We start from the raw sequence: 26,003 nt of genomic DNA, 5'->3' as shown, positions 1-26,003 counted from the left end.
CGTAGGACCAGAGAGGTGACGAAACGCGAAATTACGGGAGACGGGCGGTCAGCCAGTCGTGGAGCCGTGCCTCGCAGTGGTGGATCCGGTCCACGTGCACGTGCTCGTCCCGCTTGTGCGCGTAGATCGGGTCGCCGGGGCCGTAGTTGACCGCGGGCACGCCGAGCGCGCTGAAGCGGGAGACGTCGGTCCAGCCGAACTTGGGCATCGCGGTGCCGCCGACCGCCTTCATGAACGCCTCGGCCGCCGGGTGGGAGAGGCCGGGCAGCGCGCCGGGGCTCTCGTCGTCGACGACGAACTCGGCGATGTCGCAGTCCGCGAAGACCTCGCGGACGTGGGCCAGCGCCTCGGCCGGGGAGCGGTCGGGGGCGTACCGGTAGTTGACCGTCACCGTGCAGGCGTCGGGGATGACGTTGGTGGCGACCCCGCCCTGGATCGCGACCGCGTTGAGGCCCTCGTGGTACTCCAGGCCGTCGATGACCGGCCTGCGCGGCTCGTACGCGGCGAGGCGGGCCAGGATCGGCGCGGCGGAGTGGATGGCGTTGGAGCCCATCCAGGAGCGGGCGGAGTGGGCGCGCTCGCCGGCCGTGTGCAGGATGACGCGGAGCGTGCCCTGGCAGCCGCCCTCGACCTGTCCGTCGGAGGGTTCGAGGAGGACCGCGAAGTCGCCCTCCAGCCACTCCGGGTGGGCGGCGGCGATCTTCCCGAGGCCGTTGAGGTCGGCGGCGACCTCCTCGTTGTCGTAGAAGACGAAGGTGAGGTCGCGGTTGGGCGCGGGGACGGTCGCGGCGATCCGCAGCTGGACGGCGACGCCGGACTTCATGTCGGAGGTGCCGCAGCCCCACAGGACGCCGTCCGCGTCGAGCCGGGACGGCACGTTGTCGGCGATCGGCACCGTGTCGATGTGGCCGGCGAGGACGACCCGCTCGGCGCGGCCGAGGTCCGTCCGGGCCACGACGTTGTTGCCGTAGCGGTCGACGCGCAGGTGCGGCAGGGCGCGCAGGGCGGTCTCGATCGCGTCGGCGAGCGGCTTCTCGGTCCCGCTGACGGAGGCGAAGTCGACGAGGTCGGCGGTGAGCGCGGCCCCGTCCCGGGTGAGGTCGAGCGGGGTCTCCTGAGCAGTCTCCTGCGGGGTGATGTCAGCCATATGCCGACCCTAACCCGGCCTCCAGTACGGTGGGCCCCGTGTCCGACTCCCCCCGCCCCGCCCGCCGCGGCCGTCTCGCCCGTTCGGCCGCCGCCCTCGCCGTCCTGTGCGGCCTCGCGTCGTACATCGCCGTCCACCAGGTGACCGGCAGCAAGGGCGCGCCCCGGTGCGCGCTGGGCAGTGGGGAGGGCCGGTACGAGTTCACCCCCGAGCAGGCGTCGAACGCGGCCACGATCGCGGCGGTCGGCACCTCGCGGGGGCTGCCGGAGCGGGCCGTGACGATCGCGCTGGCGACGGCGCTCCAGGAGTCGGCGCTGCGCAACATCGACCACGGCGACCGGGACTCCCTCGGCCTCTTCCAGCAGCGCCCGTCCATGGGCTGGGGCACCCCTGAGCAGATCATGGACCCGGTCTACTCGGCGTCGAAGTTCTACGAGGGCCTGGAGAAGGTCCCCGGCTACTCGCGGATGCCGCTGACGGTGGCGGCGCAGAAGGTGCAGAAGAGCGGCTTCCCGCAGGCGTACGCCAAGCACGAGCCGGACGCGACGCTGCTGTCGGCGGCGCTGACGGGGCGCGCGCCGGCCTCCCTGTCCTGCACGGCGGACCTGAAGGAGGGCCGCCCCGGCGACCCCGCCCTCGTCCGTACGGAGCTGGTACGGGCCTTCGGCAAGACCGCGGCGCCCACCTCCGTCTCCGGCGGCGCCAGCGCGGGGCGCTCCGCGGCGGAGCCCGCCGTCCTCGTCGTGCCGGTGCCCGGCGGCACGGAGCGGCGCGGGTGGGAGCTGGCGCAGTGGGCGGTGGCGCGGGCGGACGCGCTGCGGGTCGCGGAGGTGTCGTACGGGGGCAAGGTGTGGCGGGCGGACGACTCCGGTGGCGGCTGGGCCGCGACGTCCACCCCCCGGACCCCCACGGTCCACCTCCGCCTCACCCGCTGACCCCGCCCCCGGCATGGGCCCGCGCCTTACGCCGCGCGCGGCGGCGCGCGCCTTTGCTGGCCCCGCGCGGGCCGACGCGCGCCGTGCGGGGCGGGGCGCTGTGCCGCACCCCCCGTGTGGGCAGGCGTCCCGCAGGGCGGGACGGGTGGGCACACGGGACGGCGCGCTCAGCCGCGCCCAGGCTTCCGCGCCTGAACCCGCACCTGCTGCACGGCGCCGTACGGGTGCGGGTCCAGGCACGGAAGCGGAAGCACCCGCAGAAGGTGCCGTTCCGTTGTGCCCACCCGTTCCGCCCCAGCGGAACGATTGCCCACAACGGAACAGCGGCGCGGCACGCCCGCGCACACAACGGAACAGCGGCGCGGGCGCAGCCAGCAACGGAGCGGCGGCGCGGGCCGCAACGAAACGGCGGCGCGGCGGCGCGGGCCGCAGTGGAACGGGGGGCGCGGTAGGGGTGGACTCGTGTGCGAGGGGTCGCTCGGGGTGGGGATCGGCGGAGGAGGGAGGGGGGAGTGGGGCCGCCGGGGGCCGAGGGGCGCGGGGGGCTTGGGGGGCAAGGGGAGAGACGGTTCGGCAGCGCGCCCAGCAGCGTCGCGTTCGTCCGCTTTCCTCCCCACCCGACAATACGACCCATTACCCAGCCTTTACCTTCGGCCCCCGCAACCTCCCCCGCCCCCGGCTCGGTTGTGCAGCCCGCAAACGCAAACATCCCCACCGTCTCTTCGCCGAAGGAGCACCATGTCCCTCCCCCTGACCCGCCGGATCGCCCGCGCCGCCCTGATCGTCGCCGCCGGCGCGGCCCCCGTGGTCGGCGCGGCCGGCTCCGCGAGCGCGCTGGACCACAGCCTCGCGCCGGCCGGCGCCCTCGGCGGCCTGACCGCCCTCGACGCGGCGAACGCGGGTTCGGCCGTGGACGGCGCCGCGCAGACCACCACCAACGTCGCCGGTGCCGCCGGCGGCCAGGCGGTCGGCTCGGCCGTCCCGGCGGCCGGCAAGGCCGTGGGCGGCGCGAGCAAGACGGCCACCCCGGCCGCCCAGAAGATCGCGGGCGAGACCGCCGGCAGCGCGGGCACCGCGCTGGGCGAGACGGCCGGCGCCGCCGCCGGCAGCGCCCCCGCGGGCGGCGCGCTGGGCGGCGCCCCGGCCGGCCAGATGCTGGGCGGCCTGCCCGTCGGCTGACGCCGGCGGCAGGTACGCGGAAGGGCCCGGGTCGCACACGCGCCCGGGCCCTTCCGCGTACCGCGGCCCCGTCGTCAGCCGAGGCGCTTGACCGCCGCCTCGACCCGCTCGTCCGTCGCCGTGAAGGCCACCCGGACGAAGCGGGCGCCCGCCTCGCCGTAGAAGTCGCCGGGGGCGACCAGGACGCCCTTCTCGGCCAGGTACGCGACCGTGTCCCAGCAGGGCTCGTCACGGGTCGCCCACAGGTAGAGGCTGGCCTCGGAGTGCTCGATGCGGAAGCCGTGGGCCTCCAGGGCGGCCTTCAGGGCGGCGCGCCGGGCCGCGTACCGCCCGCGCTGCTCGGCGACGTGCGCGTCGTCGCCGAGGGCGGCGACGGTGGCGGCCTGGACGGGCGCCGCGGTCATCATGCCGCCGTGCTTGCGGATCTGGAGCAGCTCGCCGAGGACGGCCGCGTCGCCGGCGACGAACGCCGCGCGGTAGCCCGCCAGGTTGGAGCGCTTGGAGAGCGAGTGGACGGCGACGATCCCCTCGTACGAACCGCCGGAGACGTCCGGGTGCAGCACCGACACCGGGTCGGCCTCCCAGCCCAGTTCGAGGTAGCACTCGTCGGAGAAGACGAGGACGCCGTGCTCGCGGGCCCAGGCCACGATCCGGGCCAGCTCCTCCTTCGCGAGGACCTCGCCGGTCGGGTTGGACGGGGAGTTGAGCCAGAGCAGCTTCAGGCCGGCCGGGTCGAGGGCCGTCGGGTCGTCGTAGACGACGGCCTCCGCGCCGCAGAGCCGGGCGCCGACCTCGTACGTCGGGTAGGCGAGCCGCGGGTAGGCGACCCGGTCGCCGGGGCCGAGGCCCAGCTGGGTCGGCAGCCAGGCGACGAGCTCCTTGGAGCCGACCACCGGCAGCACGTTCTCGTGGGCGAAGCCGGTCGCGCCGAGGCGCCGCTCGCACCAGCCGGTGAGCGCGTCGCGCAGCGCCGGCGTGCCCCAGACCGTGGGATAGCCGGGCGAGTCCGCCGCGGCCACCAGGGCCTCCTGGATCAGCGCGGGGACCGGGTCGACCGGCGTGCCGACCGACAGGTCCACGATCCCGTCCGGGTGGGACAGGGCCGTCTTCTTGTACGGCTCCAGCTTGTCCCAGGGGAAGACGGGCAGGCGCGAAGAGACTGCGCTCACGGGTTGGCTCACTTCCTCAGTACGTACGCGATACGCGTCGGTCCCGTACGGCGGCGGAGCCGTACGGGACCGAGAGCGGGTGCAACGAAAGATCAGCCGTTCTGCGGCGGCAGAGCGGCGATGAAGGGGTGGTCACGCTCGATCTCGCCGAGCTTGGAGGCACCACCGGGCGAACCCAGGTCGTCGAAGAACTCGACGTTCGCCTTGTAGTAGTCCTTCCACTCCTCCGGGGTGTCGTCCTCGTAGAAGATCGCCTCGACCGGGCAGACCGGCTCGCAGGCTCCACAGTCGACGCACTCGTCCGGGTGGATGTAGAGAGATCGCTTGCCCTCGTAGATGCAGTCGACGGGGCACTCCTCGATGCAAGCCTTGTCCTTGACGTCGACACAAGGCTGCGCGATGACGTAGGTCACGCTGTCGTTCCTCCTCGGTAGGGCTGGTCTGCGCGGGAGCGCGGTGTCGTCGATGCCCGCACCTAGTATCTCCGTTCTTGGGGGCGATCCGAACAAGAGGGGCGGAGAAGCTGTGGAAATCACCGGCGGAGGACTGCTTGAGGTCCGTGTCACCAGTGCTGACGTGGGAAAACGTGTCTCCGTTCGGTACGTGACGGACTCCCCCGAGGCGGGCGCGCGGTTCACCGACGCCGTCGGGGTGCTCACATCCTGGGACGCCGGTGTGCTCACGATCACACGAAAGAGCGGCGAGACCGTCCGGATCCCGGAACTCCGCCTGGTCGCGGGCAAGATCGCGCCCCCCGCGCCGGCGCGCAGGCGCGGCCCCGCCGCCACCTTCCCCGAGCTCTCCCGGGCCGCCGCGCGCGCGTGGCAGCCGGTCGAGAGCGAACAGCTCGGCGAGTGGACCCTGAGGGCGGCCGGCGGGTTCACCCGGCGGGCCAACTCGGTGCTTCCGGCGGGCGATCCGGGGCGGCCCGTCGCCGAGGCCCTGGAGGCCGTACGGAAGTGGTACGAGGCCCGGAAGCTGCCCGCGTACGTGCAGACCGCGACCGGCGCCGAGGGCACCCAGGAGCTGCTCTGCGCCGAGCTGGAACGGCTCGGCTGGGAGCGCGAGATCACCGCCGAGCTGCGGATCGCCGCCCTCGCGCCGCTCGCCGACCTGGAGGCGGGCCCGGCGACCGGCCCCGGGGCCGTACGGCTGTCCCGGACGCTCGACGAGCCGTGGCTGCGCCGCTACCGGCGGTTCACCGGCGGGGAGCAGGCGGTGTGGCGGCAGGTGCTCACCTCCGGCCCGAGTGTGTGGTTCGCGTCCGTGGCGGGCACGGGAGAGGTGCCGGCGGCCATCGGCCGCTGTGTCGTCGACGGACGCTGGGCCGGGTTCCTGGCGGTGGAGGTCGACCCGGAGCAGCGCCGCCGGGGCCTCGCCACCGCGATCATGGCCGCGCTGGCCCGGCAGGCCCTCGACGAGGGCGCGTCGGCGGCCTGGCTCCAGGTCGAGAGCGACAACGACGGCGCGCGGGCGCTGTACGAGGGGATGGACTTCGCGGTGCACCACCACTACCACCACTACCGGCAGCCGGAGGCGTGAGCGCGGCGTGAGCGCGGAGGACCCCCTGAAGCCGCCGTCCGGCCGGCCGCCCGACCGGCGGCGGGAATTCGCGGAGGAGGCGCGGGCCGAGCGGCCCGACCTCGCCCGGCTCTGCCTGCTGATCTGCGCCGTGGCGGACCCCGCCGTCACCGAGCACGACCTGGTCGAGGCGGACGTCGAACTGGACCGGCTCGCCGGTCTCGTCCCGTACGCCACCCGCCGCACCGGCGCCTGGAAGGCGGAGCTGGCGGCCCTCCTCGGCGGCCGGGAGGGCTTCGTGGGCGTCCCCGCCGACTACCAGCGCCTGGAGTCCTCGCTCCTGCACGAGGTCCTGCGGCGGCGCCGGGGCCTGCCGATCCTGCTGTCCGTGGTGTGGATGGAGGTGGCCCGGCGGGCCGGTGCGCCGGTGTACGGGCTCGGGCTGCCGGGACACTTCGTCGTCGGCTTCGGCGACCCGGCCGAGCTCGACCTGGCCGACCCCTTCTCGGGCGGCCGGCCGATGACGGCGGAGGACGCCGAGCTGCTGGTGGCGAGCGCGACCGGCGAGGCCCTGGACCGCTCCATGCTGCGGCCGGCCGAGCCGGGCGCCGTCGTGCTCCGGATCCTCGGCAACATCCGCGCCTGGGCGGCCCCCCGGCCCGAGCGCTCCGACGTGGCCCTGTGGGCGGTGGAGCTGGCGCTGCTGCTCCCCTCCCACCCGGCCCGCCTCCGCTACGAGCGGGCGGAACTCCTCGTCCAGCGCGGCGACTTCCTCACCGGCGCGGCGGAGATGGAGGCGTACGCGCAGATCATGGACGCGGTCGACCCGGCCGCCGCCGCCGCGATCCGCCACCAGGCCCAGGCGGCCCGCGCGCGGCTCAACTAGGCCCTGTCCAACGGATCAGGGTCGGGTAGGCCACGGCCATGATCCGCCGGACAGGCCCTAGGTCCGCCGCGCGCGGACGAGTTCCATGAGCCGGGCGTGCGTGCCGGCGTCGGCGGCGGCGACGAGGCCGCGCGCGGGGCCCTCCCCGACGGGGGTGCCGTCGATGCCGGTGACGACGCAGCCGGCCGCGCGGCAGAGGGCGATGCCGGCGGCGAAGTGGACGCTGCCGGAGAGGTCGCCGCCGTCGGTGACGTAGGCGGCCCGCTTCCCGGCCGCGACCCAGGCCAGGGCGAGCGACGTGGAGACCACGCGGGGGCGGAAGGCGGCGGCGAAGCCGGGGTGGGCGAGGAGGTCGACGGCGCGGAAGCCGGGGGCGCCGGGGAAGGGCGGGTCCAGGTTGACGTCGACGAGACCGGTGGCGGCGGTGGGGACGAGGGGGCGGCCGTCGGGTCCCCACGCGCGCGTGCCGTCGGTGCGGAACACCTCGCCGGCCTCGCCCCCGAAGGGGTCGGCCACGGCCGCCGCGCCCCCGCGCAGGGCCACGTTGACGGCGACGAGCTTGTTCCCGACGGCGTAGTTGAGGGTGCCGCAGAGGGGGTCGACCAGCCACTCGCGGCGGGCGCCCGCCGCGCCCTGCCGGCCGCCCTCCTCGCCGAGGACGGCGTCGTCGGGCCGGGCGGTGCGCAGAACGTCGAGGATGGCCCGCTCGGCCTCCAGGTCCGCGGTGGTGGCGAAGTCGCCCGCGCCCTTGTCGACGCGGTCGAGTTCCCGGCCGTGGAGGCCGCGGACGACCTCGGCTCCGGCGGTGGCGGCGGCCGCGGCGACCTCGGTGTCGGAGAGCTCCTGGTGGATCATGGAGCGAGGGTACGCGCGCGTGGCGGGGTGGAGGAGGGAGCGGGGCGACCGGATTCGAACCGGCGTCCTCCGAGATGCCATCGCGGCGCATTACCTCTGTGCTACGACCCCGCTCCCAGGTGGCCGAGTCTAGGAAGCGTCGTCCGGCGAGGTCAAACGGGTTACGGGTGGCCGGTGGTGAGCTCCCGTCAGGGGCGGGGTCAGCCGGCGACGAGGACGGCGGAGAGGGCCAGCGCGCCGGGGAGGGCCTGGGCGTAGAGGATGCGCCGGTTGGCGGTGGCGGCCCCGTACAGGCCCGCGACGACCACGCAGGAGAGGAAGAAGACCCGCACCGCGAAACCGGTGGGGTCCCCGGCGACGAGGCCCCAGACGAGCCCGGCGGCGAGGAAGCCGTTGTAGAGGCCCTGGTTGGCGGCCATGGCGGCGGTCTCGCGGGCGAGCCGGGCGTCGAAGCCGGAGAAGCGGCGGCCGGTCTCCTTCTCCCACAGGAACATCTCCATCACGAGGATGTAGAGGTGCAGGAGCGCGATGAGGGCGACGAGGATGTCGGCGGTCAGCGGCATGCGCCCATTGTGGGCGCGGGGCGGGCGGGGACGGCGGTACGACGCGGGGCGAGCGGCGACTGCGGTGCGGCGCGGGTGGGGCGTTCGGCGCGCCGGGATTCGGCTCCGGAACGCGCGGCACCCCCCGCCGGGCGGGCCGGCGGGGGGGGTGTCGGGTCGGGCGGCGGGCGGTCAGCCCTTGCCGGTGAGGTCGATCGTCGCGGTGCGCTCGGCCTTGGTCTTGCCGCGCAGCGCGTCCCGCATGACGAAGGCGACGTCGTCGGCGGAGACCTCGTGCTTCGAGCCGTCACCCTTGGTGATCATGACGCCCTTGAAGGTGCCTTCGAGGAGGCGGGTGATCGCCTTCTTGTCGTAGACCTCCACCAGGTGCCCGTCGACGGCCTTCATCGAGAGGATCTGCGGCAGCGAGCGGGCCGGGCCGAAGTCGATCTCCCTGCCGCCGGCCTTGATGGTGATCCGGCCGGACATGGCGGGCTCGGCGAACTCCTTCATCGCCCGGTCCAGTTCGGCCTTGGTGACCGTGGGCTTGCGGACGCTGGCGGGGAGTTCGACGAGGTTGCTCCGGCCCGTCTCGACCTGGGCGCGGAAGGCGTCCTTGACGGAGATCATCGCGCGCTGGACGTCGATGCCCTGGCCGGGCTTGCCCTCGACGGCGGTGACCTTGTTCGGGGCGAACAGGATCGTCGCCTCGGTCGCCGACGAGGAGGAGCCCGCGAGGTCCTGGAGGGCGACGGCGAGCTTCTCCGAGTCGACCGGGAAGACCGGCTTGGCGACGCGCTCGCCGCCGAAGAGGGAGCCGATCACCGAGACGGGGTTGTAGTCGCTGCCGGCGGCGTCGCGGACGGTCTGCTGGCTGTCCAGGGTCAGACCGGCCTTGTCGGGGGCGAGCTGGACCTTCTTGCCGCCGACGGAGAGCTGGAGCGGGGTCGCGGCGCGCTTGCCGAGGCTCGCCTCCAGCTTGTTGACGGCCTCGTCCTTCGTCCCGCCGCCGATGTCGACGCCGAGGACAGTGGTGCCCTTGGGGACGTCGGAGTGGTTGAGGAGGAGCCCGGCGCCGTAGGCGACGCCGGCGATGCCGACGACGCCGACGGCGAGGAGGACCAGCTTGGAGCGGCCCTTCTTCGCCGGGGCGGCGGGCTTCGGCGCGGGCTTGGGGGCCGGTGCGGGCGCCTGGGCCCGCTCCTGGCGGGCCGGCCGGGGGGCGGGCGCCGGGCGTCCGTCGGGACCGGGGCGGCCGGCGGCCGGGGGCACCACCGGGATGCCGCTGGTCAGGGTGTCCCCGGAGACCTGGCCGCCGCCGGGACCGCCCTGGCCCGGCCGTCCGGCGCCCGGCGCGGGCGCGGGCTGCTGCGGCGTCAGGATCGCGGTGTCGTCCGACATGCGGGGCGCGCCGGCGGGGCCGTACGGGCCGGGACCGCCGGGCACCGGTCCGCCGGCCGGCGGGGCACCGCCGGCGCCGGGGCGCCGGGGCATCGCGGGGCGCGGGGGCGCGCCGCCGCCGCCGAGGTCGGCGATGCCGCTGACCGGGCCCGTGGTCGGGCCGGTCGGCTGACCGTCGTAGCGGGGCGTACCGGCCGCGGGGGTGCCGTCGTACAGCGGCGTACCGCCGGCCGGAGTGCCGTCGTACTGCGACGTGCCGCCGGCAGGGGTCCCGTCGTACTGCGGCGTACCGCCCGCCGGGGTCCCGTCGTACGCGCGCGTGCCGCCCGCCGGGGTGCCGGGGTGGGGGCCGTCGTAGAGGGGGACGCCGGCGGCGGGGGTGCCGTCGTAGCCGGGCAGGGTGCCGGTGTCGTACAGCGGGTTGCTGACGGGGCGGCTGGAGGGCGCGCTGCCGACCGCGGGGACGCCGGCGGTCGCGGAGCCCGCGAAACCGGTGCCGGGGGTCTGCGAGCCGCCGAGGGCCTTCGGCGCGGGTGCGGGCGCGGGTGCGCCCGCGGGGGCCGTCGGCGCGGCGGGGGCGCCCGCGGGGGCCGGGCCCGCGTTCTTGCGGGGCGCGAACCAGTCGCTGGTCTCCTTGGCCTGCGGCGCCTCGGGCGCCGCCGGGGCGGGAGCCGGTTCCGGCTCGGGCTCCGGGGCGGGCGCGGGAGCGGGAGCGGGCCGCTCCGGCTCCGCGGCCGGCGGTGCGGCCGGGGCGTCGTCGGCGGAGGCGCCCGCGACGGGCTTGCGGACCACGACGGGCGGGATCGGCCGCGAACCCGGAATGTTGATGCGGATCCGGGTGGTCAGGGTGGTCTCGGTCTTCGGCTCCTCCGGTGGCGCGGACGCGGCGGAGGTCTCCCCCGGCGCGTCCTGCGGCGGGTGGAGCGACGGATACTGGCGGGACCCGTACGGCTGGGTTCCCGACGGGTAGGCGGCCCCGCCACGCCCCTGGGCGCCGGAGGACGAACTGTCGGTCTCTCGACCAGTTTCACGACTCAAAGCAGGATCTCCCGGTTGGCTCCGCCGCCCGCTCTTGCTGATGCTCGTACTGTCCCGGGCGGTTCGGCGGCGCGCACCACCATACTGTCCGGCGCCCCGGGTTATCCGCCCGGTGCGAAGTCCGGTCCCTCACACGTGGTCCCGCGCGGTGGTCTACGCGGTGGTCTACGGGGTGGTCTGCGGCAACCTGCTGACGGTGGCGCAGAGCACGGCCGCGCCCATGCCGCCGAAGAGGAAGAGCAGCTCGCCGATGCCACCGCCGAAGAGCCCGTCGCCCTCGGGGCGGCCGAAGCTGAGCACGATGACGGCGAGGAGCCAGCCGCCGCCGGCGGCGGCGAGACCGGCCTGGTTACCGGTGGCGCGCATGCCCCCGTAGAACAGGGCGGCGGTGGCGAGCAGGGCGAGGAGCAGCCCGAGGGGGAACCAGGCGGCCTGGACGAGGGCGCCCGTGGTGCCGACGAGGGCTCCGAGGACGAAGAGGGCCGCGTAGGCGGCGTACCGGACGGCGGGGGCGGTCATCGGCCCGCCACCTCCCCGGCGCCGTCGCCCGCGGGGAGACCCGCGAAGAGGTCGGTCTCGCGCGCTCCGGCGGGGGCGCCGGAGGTGCCGCGGACGAGTTCGTAGTACTCGGTGGTGAAGAGCGGCTGGCCGAGGTCGTTGGAGAGGGCGAACCAGGGTCCGTCGACGGCGACCTGGGTGGCGTGGGCGGCCATGGCGGCGCTCTTGCGGGCCGCGTACGAGTCGCCGGCGGTGAGGTCGCCGCCGTCGATCTCGGTGGTGATCCGGTCCTCGTCGACGACACCGGGGACGTCGTCGACCACGGCGTCCTTGGGGAAGGCGGAGCCCTCGGCGGCCAGGCGGGCGAAGCCGGCCTCGGCGACCGGGCGGGGCACCCGGTTCCAGTAGATCTTGGCGATGGTGTGGGCCGGGCCGAGGTCGGGGCGGTGGCCGGGGTCGGCGGCGAGGTCCGCGGCCCGCATGGCGACCCGGTGGGTCTGGATGTGGTCGGGGTGGCCGTAGCCGCCGTCCGGGTCGTAGGTGACGAGGACCTGGGGGCGGACCTCGCGGATCACCTCGACCAGGGGGGCGGCGGCGGTGTCCACGGCGGTGTTCCAGAAGGCGTTCTCGCGCTCGTTCTGGGGGACGCCCATCATCCCGGAGTCGCGGAAGCGTCCCTCGCCGCCGAGGAAGCGGTGGTCGGTGACGCCGAGGGCGGCCATGGCGGCGGCGAGTTCGCCGACGCGGTGGGGGCCGAGCCGGTCCTCGCGGTCGGGGGCCAGGTGGGCGAGCTCGGGCGGGATGACCTCACCCTCCTCGCCCAGGGTGCAGGTGACCAGGGTGACAAGGGCGCCTTCGGCCGCGTACCGGGCCATGGTGGCGCCGTTGTTGATCGACTCGTCGTCGGGGTGCGCGTGCACGAGGAGCAGACGACGGGCGGGGAGATCGGTCATGGCCCCACCCTACGAGGCGGGGCCGCGGGTGACCGCCCCGGTCAGAACTTGAGGCCGGAGATCATGCTCGCCACGTTGGTGGTGAGGGTGGTGATGGAGTCGGAGAGGGAGGAGCTGGCCAGGTAGAAGCCCAGGAGCGCGCAGATCGCCGCGTGTCCGGCTTTGAGCCCGGATTTCCGGATCAGCAGGAAGACGACGATCGCCAGCAGCACCACCACGGAGATCGAGAGTGCCACGGCGGTTCACCTCCACCTTCGGTCGGATATGCGAGCACGGAGTCGAGCGGGACGCGTACGGACGTGCCGGTGGTCGAACCGTCGGGCATGTGCCCGGCGCTCGCCCACATGTGCATACCCACGGGCGGGCATCCACCAAGCGCTACGGATCATAACTATCCGTGCCCTCGCATCGATCGGCGTACGGGCGCACACAGGGGGCGTACAACGCTACTTTCAGCCGTATGACCATGCCTCAGCAGTCCTCGCCCGCCCCATCCGTGGCGCTGTCCTTCCCGCGTCTGCACGCGCGCACCCAGCGGTTCGGTCTCGGGGTCCCGCGCGGCTTCTCGGTCTCCCCGGACGGGGAGCGGGTCGTCTTCGTCCGCTCCGGATCGGGGACCGACCGCACGCACGCGCTGTGGGTGCTCGACCTGCCGGCGGACGGCGGGAAGCCGTCGGAACGGGTCGCGGCGGAGCCGTCGGCGCTGCTCGCGGGGGCCGACGAGGAGCTCTCCGCGCAGGAGCGGGCGCGGCGGGAGCGGAGCCGGGAGGGGTCGGCCGGGATCGTCGGCTACGCGGTGGACGGAGCGGTGGAGCTGGCGGCGTTCGCCCTGTCCGGACGCCTGTTCACGGCCGAGCTGCGGGCCGGGACGGCGCGGGAGCTGCCGGTGCCGGGGCCGGTGATCGACCCCCGGCCCTCGCCGGACGGGCGCCGGGTGGCGTACGTGTCGGGGGGCGCGCTGCGGGTGGTCGGAGCCGACGGTTCCGGTGATGTGGAACTGGCGGCTCCGGAGGAGGGGAGCACCACCTACGGATTGGCCGAATTCATCGCCTCGGAGGAGATGGGACGGGACCGGGGATTCTGGTGGTCGCCCGCCTCGGACCGGCTCCTGGTGGCCCGGGCCGACGACGGGGCGGTGCGCCGCTGGTTCATCGCGGACCCGGCGCGTCCGGAGCGCGAGCCGCAGCGGGTGGGGTACCCGGCGGCGGGGACGCCCAACGCCGAGGTGCGGCTCTTCCTGTACGGCCTCGACGGCTCGCGCACCGAGGTGGTGTGGGACCGGGAGCGGTTCCCGTACCTCGCGCGCGTGCACTGGTCGCCGGCGGGGGCGCCGCTGCTGCTGGTGCAGGCGCGGGACCAGCGGAGCGGGCGGGTCCTCGCGGTGGACACGGCGGCGGGCACGACGGCGACCGTGCGGGAGGAGCAGGATCCGGCCTGGCTGGAACTGCTGCCCGGGGTGCCGTGCTGGACGCCGGACGGGCGGCTCGCGCGGATCGGCGACGAGGGCGGGGTCCGGGCGCTGAGCGTGGGCGAGGAGCGGCTGACGGACGCGTCGCTGCACGTGCGGGCGGTGCTCGACGTGGGCGAGGACGACCTGCTGGTGTCGGCCTCGGCGGGCGCGGCGGCGCCGGATCCGGAGACCGGTGAGACGCATGTGTACCGGGTGTCGGAGCGGGGCGTGGAGCGGGTCTCGGAGGGCGCGGGCTGGCACGGCGCGGTGCGCTGCGGGGCGGTGACCGTGCTGGTGTCGACGCGGCCGGACGCGCCGGGCGCGGTGGCGCGGGTGCTGCGCGACGGGCGGCCGGTGGCGGTGGTGGGCTCGTACGCGGCGGAGCCGCCGCTGCGGGTCCGGCCGGTCCTCACGGAGGCGGGTGAGCGCCGGATCCCGTGCGCGGTGCTGCTGCCGTCCTGGTACGAGGAGGGGCACGGGCCGCTGCCGGTGCTGATGGATCCGTACGGCGGGCCGCACGGGCCGCGGGTGGTGGCCGCGCACAACGCGCACCTGACCTCGCAGTGGTTCGCCGAGCAGGGCTTCGCGGTGGTGGTGGCGGACGGCCGGGGGACGCCCGGCCGGTCGCCGGCCTGGGAGAAGGCGATGCTGCGGGACTTCACGGTGGCCCTGGAGGACCAGGTGGCGGCGGTGCGGGCGCTGGCGGAGCGGTTCCCGCTGGACCTGGGCAGGGTGGCGGTGCGGGGCTGGTCGTTCGGCGGCTATCTGGCGGGGCTCGCGGTGCTGCGCCGGCCCGATGTCTTCCACGCGGCGGTGGTGGGGGCGCCGGTGACCGACTGGCGGCTGTACGACACCCACTACACCGAGCGGTACCTGGGCACCCCGGAGGCGGATCCGGAGGTGTACGCGGCGCAGTCGCTGCTCACCGACGACGGCCTGTCGGCGCCGGAGGAGCCGGCCCGCCCGATGATGCTCGTGCACGGCCTCGCGGACGACAACGTGGTGGTGGCGCACGCGCTGCGGCTGTCGTCGGCGCTGCTGGCGGCGGGCCGGCCGCACGAGGTGCTGCCGCTGTCGGGGGTGACGCACATGACCCCGCAGGAGCGGGTGGCGGAGAACCTGCTGCTGCTCCAGGTCGACTTCCTGAAGCGCTCGCTGGGGGGCTTCCCCGGTCACCAGCCGGGCGGGCGCGGGTAGGGCGGCGGCGGGACCGCCGCCGGGAGCGGGGGGACGGGGGCGGCGTCGGGGACGCCTCGCCCGGCGAGGAGGGCGAGGACGGCGGCCCCCGCGAGCGCTCCGTAGCCGGCGGCGGCGAGACCGGGGAGGTCGACCTCGGGGGCCATGACGTAGTGGACGTCGTGGTGGAGGTGGAGGCGGGCGATCCGGGCGAGTTCGGCGAGGCCGCCGGCGAGCAGGACGCCGCCGGCGAGGACGCCGAGGGGGCGGGTGTGCCGGGCGGCGGTGAGGGCGGAGACGGCGGCCGTCAGGTACAGGGCGGCGAGGACGGCGGCGAGCCAGCCGGGCGGGACGCCGAGGGCGGCGTCGAGGACGGAGCGGCCGCCGGTGAAGCGGTCGACGAGGTGGCGGGGGTCGATCCGGGCGGCGCGGTGGCCCTCCTGGGCGATCAGGACGAGGGCGGCGACGGCGAGCAGGAGTCCGGCGGCGACGGCCGGTCCGGGGCGGGGCCGGGTGGGGACGGGCTCGTCGGGGCCTCGGGACGGACGGCGGCCGGCGAGGGCGGTGACGAGGAGCCCGGCGGCGAGGACGAGTTCGGACAGGGCGGTGACGAGCGGTCCTGTGCCGTGGGTCCAGAGGCCGGGGAGGCGGACGGCGAAGGTGACGGCGCCGGTGGCGGTGAGCGCGGCGGCGGCGTGCCGGGAGCGGAGGGCCGCGAGGGCGGTGCCGGCGGCGGCGAGGCAGAGGACCGGGTCGAGCAGGGTGGTGGCCGCCCGGGCGCGGGAGAGCCGGAACCGGTCGCCCGCCCAGTACCAGAACAGGTCCTCGGGCGAGCCGAGGGCGGCGAGGTCGCCCAGGATCCAGACGAAGGGGACGAGGGCGAGTCCGGCGGCGAGCGCGGCCCCGGTGAGACGTGCCGGTCGAGTCACAGTCACGCGGCCGATACTCACGGTCAGGGGCGGCCGAAACAAGCGGTTCCGGCGGATGGCCGGGGTGGAGGTGACGGAGTACGGCCGGCGGGGGCTCCGAGGTGCCCCCGCCGGCCGACGGCACCCGCATGGCCGCATGTCCGACAGGATCCAATATTCGGATATCGGATCCAATTCCTGGCGGTTGCCGGGGCGTTACAGGGTCTTCGGACTCCCCGGCTCCTCCGGCGGGCCCGGCTCCTCCGGCGGGCCCGGCTCGCCCAACGGGCCCGGCTCCTCCTCCGCCGCCGCGGCGGCCTCAGCCGGGGCGGGGCCCTCCTCCAGCGGTTCGGCGTGGGCGAGCGACTCCTCCGGCGGGACGACCGTCTTCTCCTCGGCGAAGTGGCAGGCGGAGTCGTGCTTGGCGGGGCTGTCGGTGAGGCGGAAGACGGCGGGGACGGCGAGCAGCGGGACCTCCAGCGCGCACCGCTCCTGCGCCTTCCAGCAGCGGGTGCGGAAGCGGCAGCCGGAGGGGATGTTCGCCGGGGAGGGGACGTCGCCGGTGAGGATGATCCGCTCGCGGTGGGCGCGCGCCTGCGGGTCGGGCACGGGCACGGCGGAGAGCAGCGCCTGGGTGTAGGGGTGGGTGGGGTGGTCGTAGATCTGGGCGTCGGTGCCGATCTCCACGATCCGGCCGAGGTACATGACGCCGACCCGGTCCGAGATGTGCCGCACGATCGAGAGGTCGTGGGCGATGAAGACGTACGACAGGGAGAACTCGGACTGGAGCCGGTCGAGCAGGTTGACGACCTGCGCCTGGACGGAGACGTCGAGGGCGGAGACCGGCTCGTCGGCGACGATGATCTCGGGCTGGAGGGCGAGGCCGCGGGCGATGCCGATGCGCTGCCGCTGGCCGCCGGAGAACTGGTGCGGGTAGCGGTTGATGTACTCGGGGTTGAGGCCGACGACGTCGAGCAGGTCCTGGACCTTGCGGCGCCGGTCGCCCTTCGGCGCGACCTCGGGGTGGATCTCGTACGGCTCGCCGATGATGTCGCCGACCGTCATCCGCGGGTTGAGCGAGGTGTACGGGTCCTGGAAGACCATCTGGATGTTGCGGCGGACGGCCTTGAGGGCGCGCGGGGAGAGCTTGGTGAGGTCCTCGCCCTTGTACCTGATCGTGCCCGAGGTCGGCTTCTCCAGGTTGACCAGCATCTTCGCGACGGTGGACTTGCCGCAGCCGGACTCGCCGACGATGCCGAGGGTCTCGCCGGCGGCGAGGTCGAAGTCGACGCCGTCGACCGCCCTGACCGCGCCGACCTGCTTCTTGAAGAGGATGCCCTGTGTCAGCGGGTAGTGCTTGTGCAGGTCCCTGACCTCGAGAATCGCCTCAGCCATGGAGGCACTCCTTCCAGAAGTGGCAGGCGCTGGAGCGCGGGACGGGCGATTCGGTGACCTCGTACAGCGGGGGCACGTCGGTGCGGCAGACGTCCTGGGCCATCGGGCAGCGCGGGTTGAAGGCGCAGCCGGGCGGGATGGCGAGCAGGTTGGGCGGCAGGCCCTTGATCGCGTAGAGCTCCTGGCCCTTCTGGTCGAGGCGCGGGATCGAGTCGAGGAGGCCGCGGGTGTAGGGGTGGGCGGGCGCCTTGTAGATCTCGTGGACGGGGGCGTGCTCGACGATCCGGCCGGCGTACATGACGGCGATCTTGTCGGCGACGTCGGCGACGACGCCGAGGTCGTGGGTGATGAGGATGAGGCCCATGTTGAGTTCGCGCTGGAGCTCCGCGAGGAGGTCCATGACCTGGGCCTGGACGGTGACGTCGAGGGCCGTGGTCGGCTCGTCCGCGATGATCAGCTCGGGCTCCAGGGCGAGCGCCATGGCGATCATGATGCGCTGGCGCATGCCGCCGGAGAACTGGTGGGGGTACTGGCCGACGCGTTCCTTGGCGGCGGGGATGCGGACCCGGTCCATCAGCTCGACGGCCTTGGCGCGGGCGTCCTTCTTGCTCGCGCCCCGGTGGACGACGAACATCTCGCCGAGCTGTTCGCCGACGCTGATGACGGGGTTGAGGGAGGAGAGGGCGTCCTGGAAGATCATCGCCATCCTGGCGCCGCGGACCTTCCGCCGCTCCTCCTCCTTGAGCTTCAGGAGGTCCTGGCCCTGGAAGAGGATCTCGCCGCCGGTGATCTTCCCCGGGGGCATGTCGAGGATGCCCATGACGGCCTGGGCGGTGACGGACTTGCCCGAGCCGGACTCGCCGAGGACGGCGAGGGTCTCCCCCGCGTCGACCGAGTAGTTCACGCCGTTGACCGCCTTGGCCACCCCGTCCCGGGTGTGGAACTCCACGTGCAGGTCGCGCACTTCGAGCAGCATGGGTGTCCCTACCTCAGCTTCGGGTCGAGGGCGTCGCGGACGGCGTCGCCGAGCATGATGAAGGCGAGCACGGTGATCGCGAGCGCGCCGGAGGGCCAGAGCAGCATGTGCGGGGCGTTGCGGATGTACGGCGAGGCCGAGGAGATGTCGATGCCCCAGGAGACCGTGGGGGGCTTGAGGCCGACGCCGAGGAAGGAGAGCGTCGCCTCCAGGGCGATGTAGGTGCCGAGCGCGATGGTGGCGACGACGATGACGGGCGCGACGGCGTTGGGCGTGATGTGCCGGAGCAGCATCCGGGAGTTGGATGCGCCGAGCGCGCGGGCGGCCTGCACGTAGTCGTTCTGTTTGGCGGTGATCACCGAGCCGCGGGCGATGCGGGAGAGCTGCGGCCAGCCGAGCAGCACCATGAAGCCGATCACGGGCCAGACGGTGTTGTTGCTGACGACGGAGAGCAGGACGAGGCCGCCGAGGATGACCGGGATGGCGAAGAAGATGTCGGTGATCCGGGAGAGGAGTCCGTCCCACAGGCCGCCGTAGAAGCCGGCGAGGCCGCCGAGGACGGAGCCGAGGAGCGTCACGCCGAGGGTGGCGAAGACGCCGACCTGGATGGAGGCCCTGGCTCCGTAGACGGTCCGGGTGTAGACGTCGCAGCCCTGCCCGTTGAAGCCGAAGGGGTGGCCGGGCTGGGAGCCCTCCTGGGCCTTGGAGAGGTCGCAGTCGAGCGGGTCGCCCGAGGCGATCAGGGACGGCCAGATCGCGATGACGACCAGGAAGAGGATGACGAGCCCGGAGACGATGAAGACCGGGTTGCGGCGCAGGTCGTGCCAGGCGTCGGACCAGAGGGAGCGCGCCTTCCCGTCGGGCCCGCCGCCCCGTGGACCGCCGGGCGTCTTCTCCAGGCTCTCGCCCTCGGCCATGGCGAGGTCGGTCGCTCCCCCGGCCCCGGTCGCGGCGATCGCGCGGCCCTCTTCCAGCGGTTCGAGCGGTTCAGGCATAGCGAATCCTCGGGTCAAGGACGGCGTACAGGAGGTCCACCAGCAGGTTGGCCAGCAGGAAGATGAGGACGAGGATCGTCACGAAGCCGACCACGGTCTGGGTGTTCTGCCGGACGATGCCCTGGTAGAGCTGGTAGCCGACGCCGTGGATGTTGAAGATCCGCTCGGTGACGATGGCGCCGCCCATGAGCGCGCCGATGTCGGCGCCGATGAAGGTCACCACCGGGATGAGGCTGTTGCGCAGCAGGTGGCGGCTGATCACCCGGCGGCGCGGGAGGCCCTTGGCGACGGCGGTGCGGACGTAGTCGGCGCGCTTGTTCTCGGCGATCGAGGTGCGGGTGAGCCGGGTGACGTAGGCCAGCGAGACGGAGGCGAGGACCAGGCCGGGGACGATCAGCTCGTCGAAGGTGGCGGCGGGCGAGACGGCGGGGTCGATCCAGCCCCACTTGACGCCGAGCAGCAGCTGCACGAGCAGACCGGTGACGAAGGTGGGGACGGAGAGCACGACCAGGGTCAGCAGCAGGACGGTGGTGTCGACGGGCCGGCCGCGCTTGAGGCCGGTGAGGACACCGAGGCTGATGCCGATGACGATCTCGAAGAGGATGGCGACGATGGTCAGGCGGATGGTGACCGGGAAGGCGTTGGCCATCAGCTCGGTGACGGGCTGTCCGTTGAAGGCGGTGCCGAAGTCGCCCGTGAAGACGTTGCCCATGTAGGTCAGGTACTGCTGCCAGACCGGCTTGTCGAGGCCGAACTCCTGCCTCAGCCGGGCGGCGGTCGCCGGGTCGCAGGCGCGGTCGCCGCAGAGTCCGGCGATGGGATCGCCCATCACGTTCACCATCAGGAAGATCAGCAGCGTGGCGCCGAAGAAGACCGGGATCATCTGCAGCAGCCGCCGGATCACGTATCGACCCATGCGAGGCTCCGGGGGTTGGCTCCGGGAAGGGGTGGGGGAAGGCGTACGGCCCGGCGCGGGAGGGGTCCGCGGGCCGGGCCGTACGGCGCCGATCTGCTACGGCCTGCGGCCGGTCACTTGACCGTGATCTGGTCGTAGACCGGGACGCTGAAGGGGTTGAGGGTGACGTTCTCGATCCGGTCGGAGTAGCCGGCGCTGCCGTTCTGGTACCAGAGCGGGATCGCGCCCATGTCGTCGCGGAGGACCTCCTCCGCCTGCTGGAACAGTCCGACGGCCTTCGGGATGTCGGACTCGGCGTTGGCCTGGTCGACGAGGTTGTCGAACTCCTCGCTGGTGTACTTGCCGTCGTTGGACGAGGCGTTGGTGTAGTAGAGCGGCTGGAGGAAGTTCTGGATCAGGGGGTAGTCCATCTGCCATCCGGCGCGGAAGGGGCCGGTGAGCTTCTGGGTGGTCACCTGGTTGCGGTAGTCGGCGAAGGTGCCGATGGGGTTGCCGACGCAGGCCGTGTTGTTGCCGAGGGCGCGGTTGATGGAGTTGCAGACGGCGTCCACCCACTCCTTGTGGGACCCGGTGTCGGCGTTGTACGAGATGCGCATGGTGCCGCCGGGGATGCCGCCGCCCTCGGCGACCAGCTTCTTCGCCTCGTCGGCGTCGTACTTGCAGAAGTCGCCGCAGATGTCCTTGAAGCCGCCCTCCTCGCCGAGGACCGGGGAGGTCCAGTCGACGGCGGGGGTGCGGGTCTTCTGGAAGATCGTGTCGGTGATCTGCTGGCGGTCGATGGCCATCGACAGGCCCTGGCGGAGCTTCTCCTGGCCGGGCTTGTTCCACGCGTCGTCGTAGAAGGGGAAGGAGAGGGTCTGGATGATGCCGGCCGGGGTGTTGATGTACCGGTCGCCGAGGTCGGCGGAGACGTTCTTGAGCTGGGCGGCCGGCACGTCGTCGACCAGGTCGAGGTTGCCGGCGATCAGGTCGGTGTACGCGGTGTTGTTGTCCGTGTAGACCTTGAGGGTGATGCCGCCGTTCTTCGCCTTGTCGTCACCGGGGTACCCGTCCCAGCGCTTGAGCTCCATCTGGGAGCCCTTGGCGTACGAGTCGATGGTGTACGGGCCGTTGCCGACCGGCTTGGAGAGCCAGGCGTCGCGGTCGTCGAAGAACGCCTTCGGGAGGGGTGCGTAGGCGGCGTAGCCGAGGGTGTCGGGGAAGGTCGAGAACTTCTGGGTGAGCTTGATCGTGAAGGTCCGCGGGCCGGTGACCTTGAGCCCCGACAGGGTCTCGGCGGTGGCCTCGCCCTCGTCGGGGTGGACCTTGTCGTACCCCTCGATGTAGCCGAAGAAGTAGGCGTTCTTCTGGTTGTTCTTCAGGGCGGCGCCGTAGTTCCAGGCGTCCACGAAGGACTGGGCGGTCACCGCCTCGCCGTTGGAGAAGGTCCAGCCGTCCTTGACGGTGACGGTGAAGTTGGTCGAGTCGGTCGTCTCGATGCTCTCGGCCAGCATGTCCTTGGCCTCGCCGGTCTTCGGGTCGTACTGCTTGAGACCGCGGAAGATCATCGACAGGACCTTGCCGCCCTGGACCTCGTTGGTGTTGGCCGGCTCCAGCGGGTTCTGCGGGTCTCCCCAGGAGGAACTCACCACACCGTCGGCCCCTCCGCCGCCGCTGTCGTCACCGCCGCCGCAGGCGGTCGCCGCGAGGGCGACGGCGGTGGCCAGTGCGGCCCACTTGGCGTGCGTGGCTCCGCGCATGGAGTGCCTCCCGATTTGTCCTGAGCGTGACTTAGGCCCCAATATCACCCGATATTGACGGCAATGCACGTTTAGGGCGTCCGAGCGGGTACGTGGCGGAAGCGAGTACGCGGGAGGGGGCGGGTACGCGGGAGGGGGCGGGTACGCGGAAGGGGGCGGGTACGCGGGAGGGGGCGGGTACGCGGAAGGGCCCCCCGCACCCGGCGGGGGTGCGAGGGGCCCTGGTCCTTCGGACCGTCACGGTCGGTCAGCCCGCGTGGACCACGTCCCGCTCCTCGGCGAAGTGGCACGCCGACTCGTGGGCCGCGAGGGTGTCCTGGCCACGGAAGCGCTCCGGGATCGCCAGGACCGGCACCTCGGTGGAGCACTTCTCCTGCGCCTTCCAGCACCGGGTGCGGAAGCGGCAGCCCGACGGCGGGTTGGCCGGCGAGGGCACGTCACCCGTGAGGATGATGCGGTCGCGGTTGGCACGCGCCTGCGGGTCCGGCACCGGCACGGCGGAGAGCAGCGCCTGGGTGTACGGGTGCGTGGGGTGGTCGTAGATCTCGGAGTCCGTACCGATCTCGGCGAGCTTGCCGAGGTACATGACGCCGACGCGGTCCGAGATGTGCCGGACGATCGACAGGTCGTGCGCGATGAAGATGTAGGACAGGTTGAACTCGTCCTGGAGCTTCTCCATCAGGTTGATCACCTGCGCCTGGACGGAGACGTCCAGGGCCGAGACGGGCTCGTCGCAGATGATGATCTCCGGGTTGAGCGCGAGGCCGCGGGCGATGCCGATGCGCTGGCGCTGACCGCCGGAGAACTGGTGCGGGTACCGGTTGATGTACTCCGGGTTCAGACCGACGACGTCGAGGAGCTCCTGCACCTTGCGGCGCCGGTCGCCCTTCGGGGCCACCTCGGGGTGGATCTCGAAGGTCTCGCCGATGATGTCGCCGACCGTCATGCGCGGGTTCAGCGAGGTGTACGGGTCCTGGAACACCATCTGGATGTTGCGGCGGACGGCCTTCAGGGCACGTCCGGACAGCCTGGTGATGTCCTGGCCCTTGTAGAAGACCTCGCCCGCGGTGGCCCGCTCCAGGTTCATCAGGAGCTTGGCGACCGTGGACTTGCCGCAGCCGGACTCGCCCACGATGCCGAGGGTCTCGCCCTGGTAGAGGTCGAAGGAGACCCCGTCCACGGCCTTGACCGCGCCGACCTGCTTCTTGAAGAGGATGCCCTGCGTCAGCGGGAAGTGCTTCTGCAGGTTGCGCACCTGGAGGATCGGCTCCCCCCGCTGGACGGGGACGTCCAGCGCGGCGGCCACGGCCTCGTCGTTCTTGCTGAGCTCAGCCATGGATCGTCTCCTTCCAGAAGTGGCAGGCGCTCTTGCGGCCCGGCAGATCCGCGCCGTCCTGCTCGGTGACCGGCACCAGGGCCGGGATCTCCGTACGGCAGAGGTCGGTGGCCTTGGGGCAGCGCGGGTTGAAGGCGCAGCCCGTCGGGACCTTGAGCAGGTTCGGCGGGAGGCCCTTGATCGCGTAGAGCTCCTGGCCCTTCTGGTCCAGGCGCGGGATCGAGTCGAGCAGACCCCGGGTGTACGGGTGCGCGGGGCGCGCGTACAGCTCGTGGACGGGCGCCTGCTCGACGATCCGCCCGGCGTACATGACGGCGATCTTGTCCGCGACGTCGGCGACGACGCCGAGGTCGTGGGTGATCAGGATCAGACCCATGTTGTACTCGCGCTGGAGCTCCGCGAGGAGGTCCATGACCTGGGCCTGGACCGTCACGTCGAGAGCCGTGGTCGGCTCGTCGGCGATGATCAGGTCCGGCTCCAGGGCGAGCGCCATGGCGATCATGATGCGCTGGCGCATACCGCCGGAGAACATGTGCGGGTAGTCGCTGACCCGCGCCTTGGCGGCGGGGATCTTGACCTTGTCCATCAGCTCGATGGCCTTGAGCTTGGCGTCCTTCTTGGACAGGCCCTGGTGGACGCGGAACATCTCGCCGAGCTGGTAGCCGACGGAGAGGACCGGGTTCAGCGAGGAGAGCGCGTCCTGGAAGATCATCGCGATCTTCCGGCCGCGGATCTTGCGGCGCTCCTCGTCGGACATCTTGAGCATGTCCTCGCCGCGGAACAGGATCTCGCCCTGCGGGATCTTGCCGGGCGGCATGTCGAGGATGCCCATGATGGCCTGGGCGGTGACGGACTTGCCGGAGCCGGACTCGCCGAGGACGGCGAGGGTCTCGCCGGCGTTCACCGAGTAGTTGACGCCGTTGACCGCCTTGGCCACACCGTCACGGGTGTGGAACTCGACGTGCAGGTCCTTGACTTCGAGCAGGGGGCCGTTGTGGTCGCCGCTCGTGCGCGGCGCCGGGACGGACGCGGTCTTGTCGATGGTGCTCACGTTGTACGCCCTCCTCAGCGCAGCTTGGGGTCGAGGGCGTTGCGAACGGCTTCGCCGAGCATGATGAACGCCAGGACGGTGAGACTCAGCATGATCGACGGCCAGAGCAGGATATGCGGAGCGACGCGGATCTGGGCGACCGCGGTGGAGATGTCGACACCCCACGAGACGGTCGGGGCGGCGAGGCCGAGACCGAGGTAGGACAGGGTCGCCTCGGCCGAGATGTAGCCGCCGAGCGCGATGGTCGCGACGACGATCACCGGGGCCATGGCGTTCGGCAGGATGTGCCGGAACAGGATCCGGCTCGTGCCGGCGCCGAGGGCCTTGGCCGCGTGGACGTAGTCGGCCTGCTTGACCGTGATCACGGCACCGCGCATGACACGGGCCATCTGCGTCCAGCCGAGGAAGGCCAGGGCGCCGACGACGACCCAGACGGTGCGGTCGGTGAAGGACTGCAGGACGACCATGGCGCCGAGCAGGAACGGGATGCCGAAGAAGATGTCGGTGATCCGGGAGAGGACCGCGTCCCACGCGCCGCCGAAGTAGCCGGCGATCATGCCCATCAGGCCGCCGACGACGGTGACGATGATGGTGACGCAGATGCCGACGATGATCGAGGCACGGGTGCCGTGGATCAGGCGGGCGTAGACGGAGCGGCCCTGCCCGTCGTAACCGAACCAGCCCTCCGAGCCGATGCTGCCGAGCTCCGGCTTGCCGAGGAAGTGGTTCACCAGGTCGCCGCGGGTGGGCGAGGCGCTGGTGAAGAGGGTCGGCCACGCGGCGATCAGCAGCAGGAAGGCGATCAGCACCGACGACACGAGGAAGTACGGGTTGCGGCGGAGGTCGGCCCAGGCGTCGCCCCACAGGGAGCGGGCCTTCTCCTGCTTCTGCGCGCCCTTCGGGTCCGTCGCCGAGGGGGGTGCGACGGTGTCTTCGACGGCGGTGGCGGTCTTGGTCACGTCAGGCATACCGGATCCTCGGGTCCAGGACCGCGTACAGCAGGTCGATGAGCAGGCTGGTGACGAGGTAGACGATCACCAGGATGGTGACGAGGCCGACGAGCGTCGCGCCCTCGCGCCGCGTGATCGACTCGGCGATGAGGCCGCCGACGCCCTTCACGTTGAAGATGCTCTCGGTGACGATCGCGCCGCCCATGAGGGCGCCGATGTCGGTGCCGAGGAAGGTGACGACCGGGATCATCGAGTTGCGCATGAGGTGGACACCGATGACGCGGCGCTTCGGCAGGCCCTTGGCGACGGCGGTGCGCATGTAGTCGGCGCGCAGGTTCTCGGCCATCGAGGTACGGGTCAGCCGGGCCACGTAGGCGAGTGAGAGACCACCGAGCACGACCGCCGGCGCGATCATCTCGGTCCACAACTGGTCGTTGCTGACCACTGGTGCGATCCACCCGAGCTGCTCCGCGAACACGAGCTTGATGAAGAAGCCGAGCACGAAGACCGGGATCGAGATGATCAGCAGGGTGAAGAGCAGGACGGCGTTGTCGGCCAGACGGCCGGCGCGGAGACCGGCGATGATGCCCAGGCCGATACCGAAGATCAGCTCGAACGCGAAGGCCATGGCGGCCAGTTGGAGCGTGACGGGGAACGCGTCGCCCAGCACCTCGGTGATCGGGCGGTCGTTGCGCAGCTGCGTCCCGAAGTCGAAGTGCAGGATGATGCCGGTCATGTAGTCCCAGTACTGCTTCCACAGTGGCTGGTCGAGACCGAGCTTGTGCTTGATCGCCTCGATGGTCGCCGGGCTCGCGCCCTTGTCGCCGAACAGGCCGGCCACGGGGTCGCCGGGCAGGCTGTAGACCATGAGGAAGATCAGCAGGGTTGTCCCGAAGAAGACCGGGATCATCTGGAGCAGTCGTCGTGCGACATAGCGCCCCATCATGCCTCCGTTGAGATGTGACGGCCGCAGCCGACGGGCCCTCC

General features: G+C 72.8%; 24 protein-coding genes and 1 tRNA gene. 5 read left to right on the top strand and 20 right to left on the bottom strand.

The features are described 5' to 3' along the window. Window positions 1-31: 31 nt before the first annotated feature. Window positions 32-1,147 carry a succinyl-diaminopimelate desuccinylase gene (gene dapE / locus ACIGHB_RS07670; protein WP_360313415.1) on the bottom strand — a complete coding sequence of 372 codons (1,116 nt, stop codon included), beginning with the start codon at window positions 1,145-1,147 and terminating at the stop codon, window positions 32-34. A gap of 29 nt (window positions 1,148-1,176) precedes the next feature. Here dapE and ACIGHB_RS07665 point away from each other — a divergent pair, with 29 nt between their 5' ends. Further along, window positions 1,177-2,082 carry a hypothetical protein gene (locus ACIGHB_RS07665; protein ID WP_360313413.1) on the top strand — a complete coding sequence of 302 codons (906 nt, stop codon included), beginning with the start codon at window positions 1,177-1,179 and terminating at the stop codon, window positions 2,080-2,082. 738 nt (window positions 2,083-2,820) lie between these two features. After that, window positions 2,821-3,261, top strand: a complete 441-nt coding sequence (locus ACIGHB_RS07660) for an ATP-binding protein (RefSeq protein ID WP_360313411.1) — start codon at window positions 2,821-2,823, stop codon at window positions 3,259-3,261. Window positions 3,262-3,335: 74 nt separating this feature from the next. On the opposite strand, the gene dapC is transcribed toward ACIGHB_RS07660, so the two are convergent. Next, window positions 3,336-4,430 (bottom strand): succinyldiaminopimelate transaminase, encoded by a 1,095-nt coding sequence (dapC, locus tag ACIGHB_RS07655; protein WP_399910387.1) that lies wholly within the window; start codon window positions 4,428-4,430, stop codon window positions 3,336-3,338. Window positions 4,431-4,522: 92 nt separating this feature from the next. After that, a complete protein-coding gene (gene fdxA, locus ACIGHB_RS07650; protein ID WP_030207635.1) occupies window positions 4,523-4,843 on the bottom strand; it encodes a ferredoxin in 321 nt (106 codons plus the stop codon). A gap of 112 nt (window positions 4,844-4,955) precedes the next feature. Between fdxA and ACIGHB_RS07645 the strand changes: the two genes are divergently transcribed. Further along, window positions 4,956-5,972, top strand: a complete 1,017-nt coding sequence (locus tag ACIGHB_RS07645) for a GNAT family N-acetyltransferase (protein ID WP_399910383.1) — start codon at window positions 4,956-4,958, stop codon at window positions 5,970-5,972. A gap of 25 nt (window positions 5,973-5,997) precedes the next feature. Beyond that, window positions 5,998-6,837 carry a tetratricopeptide repeat protein gene (locus tag ACIGHB_RS07640; RefSeq protein WP_399910480.1) on the top strand — a complete coding sequence of 280 codons (840 nt, stop codon included), beginning with the start codon at window positions 5,998-6,000 and terminating at the stop codon, window positions 6,835-6,837. A 57-nt stretch (window positions 6,838-6,894) separates the two neighbouring features. On the opposite strand, the gene ACIGHB_RS07635 is transcribed toward ACIGHB_RS07640, so the two are convergent. From ACIGHB_RS07635 to ACIGHB_RS07605, 7 genes are all read right to left on the bottom strand, one after another. Further along, window positions 6,895-7,692 (bottom strand): inositol monophosphatase family protein, encoded by a 798-nt coding sequence (locus ACIGHB_RS07635; protein WP_399910380.1) that lies wholly within the window; start codon window positions 7,690-7,692, stop codon window positions 6,895-6,897. Window positions 7,693-7,730: 38 nt separating this feature from the next. Beyond that, window positions 7,731-7,805: transfer RNA gene (locus ACIGHB_RS07630), tRNA-Ala, on the bottom strand. An 87-nt stretch (window positions 7,806-7,892) separates the two neighbouring features. Continuing rightward, on the bottom strand, window positions 7,893-8,255 hold the full coding sequence (locus ACIGHB_RS07625) for a DUF1304 domain-containing protein (protein WP_360313401.1): 363 nt from the start codon (window positions 8,253-8,255) through the stop codon (window positions 7,893-7,895). A gap of 171 nt (window positions 8,256-8,426) precedes the next feature. Beyond that, on the bottom strand, window positions 8,427-10,673 hold the full coding sequence (locus ACIGHB_RS07620) for a hypothetical protein (RefSeq protein WP_399910377.1): 2,247 nt from the start codon (window positions 10,671-10,673) through the stop codon (window positions 8,427-8,429). Between the two features lie 165 nt (window positions 10,674-10,838). Next, window positions 10,839-11,192 (bottom strand): DUF6113 family protein, encoded by a 354-nt coding sequence (locus tag ACIGHB_RS07615; RefSeq protein ID WP_399910374.1) that lies wholly within the window; start codon window positions 11,190-11,192, stop codon window positions 10,839-10,841. Continuing rightward, window positions 11,189-12,124, bottom strand: coding sequence for an N-acetyl-1-D-myo-inositol-2-amino-2-deoxy-alpha-D-glucopyranoside deacetylase (mshB, locus tag ACIGHB_RS07610; RefSeq protein WP_360314413.1), 936 nt, complete (start codon window positions 12,122-12,124; stop codon window positions 11,189-11,191). Before mshB ends, ACIGHB_RS07615 begins: the two co-directional genes overlap by 4 nt. Window positions 12,125-12,165: 41 nt before the next feature. After that, window positions 12,166-12,360, bottom strand: coding sequence for a hypothetical protein (locus ACIGHB_RS07605; protein WP_360314411.1), 195 nt, complete (start codon window positions 12,358-12,360; stop codon window positions 12,166-12,168). A 224-nt stretch (window positions 12,361-12,584) separates the two neighbouring features. Between ACIGHB_RS07605 and ACIGHB_RS07600 the strand changes: the two genes are divergently transcribed. Further along, window positions 12,585-14,771 (top strand): prolyl oligopeptidase family serine peptidase, encoded by a 2,187-nt coding sequence (locus ACIGHB_RS07600; protein ID WP_399910371.1) that lies wholly within the window; start codon window positions 12,585-12,587, stop codon window positions 14,769-14,771. On the opposite strand, the gene ACIGHB_RS07595 is transcribed toward ACIGHB_RS07600, so the two are convergent. From ACIGHB_RS07595 to ACIGHB_RS07550, 10 genes are all read right to left on the bottom strand, one after another. Next, a complete protein-coding gene (locus ACIGHB_RS07595; RefSeq protein WP_399910368.1) occupies window positions 14,747-15,685 on the bottom strand; it encodes a hypothetical protein in 939 nt (312 codons plus the stop codon). The two genes, ACIGHB_RS07600 and ACIGHB_RS07595, sit on opposite strands and share 25 nt — an antisense overlap. Window positions 15,686-15,874: 189 nt before the next feature. Continuing rightward, a complete protein-coding gene (locus tag ACIGHB_RS07590; RefSeq protein ID WP_399910365.1) occupies window positions 15,875-17,053 on the bottom strand; it encodes an ABC transporter ATP-binding protein in 1,179 nt (392 codons plus the stop codon). After that, window positions 17,046-18,029 (bottom strand): ABC transporter ATP-binding protein, encoded by a 984-nt coding sequence (locus ACIGHB_RS07585; protein WP_360314403.1) that lies wholly within the window; start codon window positions 18,027-18,029, stop codon window positions 17,046-17,048. The genes ACIGHB_RS07590 and ACIGHB_RS07585 overlap by 8 nt, the downstream gene beginning before the upstream one ends. Window positions 18,030-18,037: 8 nt before the next feature. After that, a complete protein-coding gene (locus ACIGHB_RS07580) occupies window positions 18,038-19,024 on the bottom strand; it encodes an ABC transporter permease (protein ID WP_360314401.1) in 987 nt (328 codons plus the stop codon). After that, window positions 19,017-19,940, bottom strand: coding sequence for an ABC transporter permease (locus ACIGHB_RS07575; RefSeq protein ID WP_360314399.1), 924 nt, complete (start codon window positions 19,938-19,940; stop codon window positions 19,017-19,019). The genes ACIGHB_RS07580 and ACIGHB_RS07575 overlap by 8 nt, the downstream gene beginning before the upstream one ends. Window positions 19,941-20,053: 113 nt before the next feature. Further along, entirely contained in the window at window positions 20,054-21,679 is a 1,626-nt protein-coding gene (locus tag ACIGHB_RS07570; protein ID WP_399910361.1) for an ABC transporter substrate-binding protein, read from the bottom strand. Between the two features lie 247 nt (window positions 21,680-21,926). Next, window positions 21,927-23,015: a dipeptide ABC transporter ATP-binding protein gene (locus ACIGHB_RS07565; RefSeq protein WP_360314395.1), complete on the bottom strand. Its 1,089-nt coding sequence runs from the start codon at window positions 23,013-23,015 to the stop codon at window positions 21,927-21,929. Beyond that, window positions 23,008-24,066, bottom strand: coding sequence for an ABC transporter ATP-binding protein (locus tag ACIGHB_RS07560; RefSeq protein ID WP_360314393.1), 1,059 nt, complete (start codon window positions 24,064-24,066; stop codon window positions 23,008-23,010). The genes ACIGHB_RS07565 and ACIGHB_RS07560 overlap by 8 nt, the downstream gene beginning before the upstream one ends. Window positions 24,067-24,080: 14 nt before the next feature. Continuing rightward, the gene (locus ACIGHB_RS07555; RefSeq protein WP_360314391.1) at window positions 24,081-25,034 is read right to left on the bottom strand and encodes an ABC transporter permease; all 954 of its coding nucleotides are present in this window, start codon (window positions 25,032-25,034) and stop codon (window positions 24,081-24,083) included. Beyond that, on the bottom strand, window positions 25,027-25,959 hold the full coding sequence (locus ACIGHB_RS07550) for an ABC transporter permease (protein ID WP_360314429.1): 933 nt from the start codon (window positions 25,957-25,959) through the stop codon (window positions 25,027-25,029). The genes ACIGHB_RS07555 and ACIGHB_RS07550 overlap by 8 nt, the downstream gene beginning before the upstream one ends. Window positions 25,960-26,003: the final 44 nt, after the last annotated feature.

The sequence above is a fragment of the Streptomyces sp. NPDC085460 genome (assembly GCF_044541975.1).
Lineage (GTDB): Bacteria > Actinomycetota > Actinomycetes > Streptomycetales > Streptomycetaceae > Streptomyces.
Note: the sequence above shows the minus strand (reverse complement) of the source record. Positions and strands in the feature narration are given on the sequence as shown.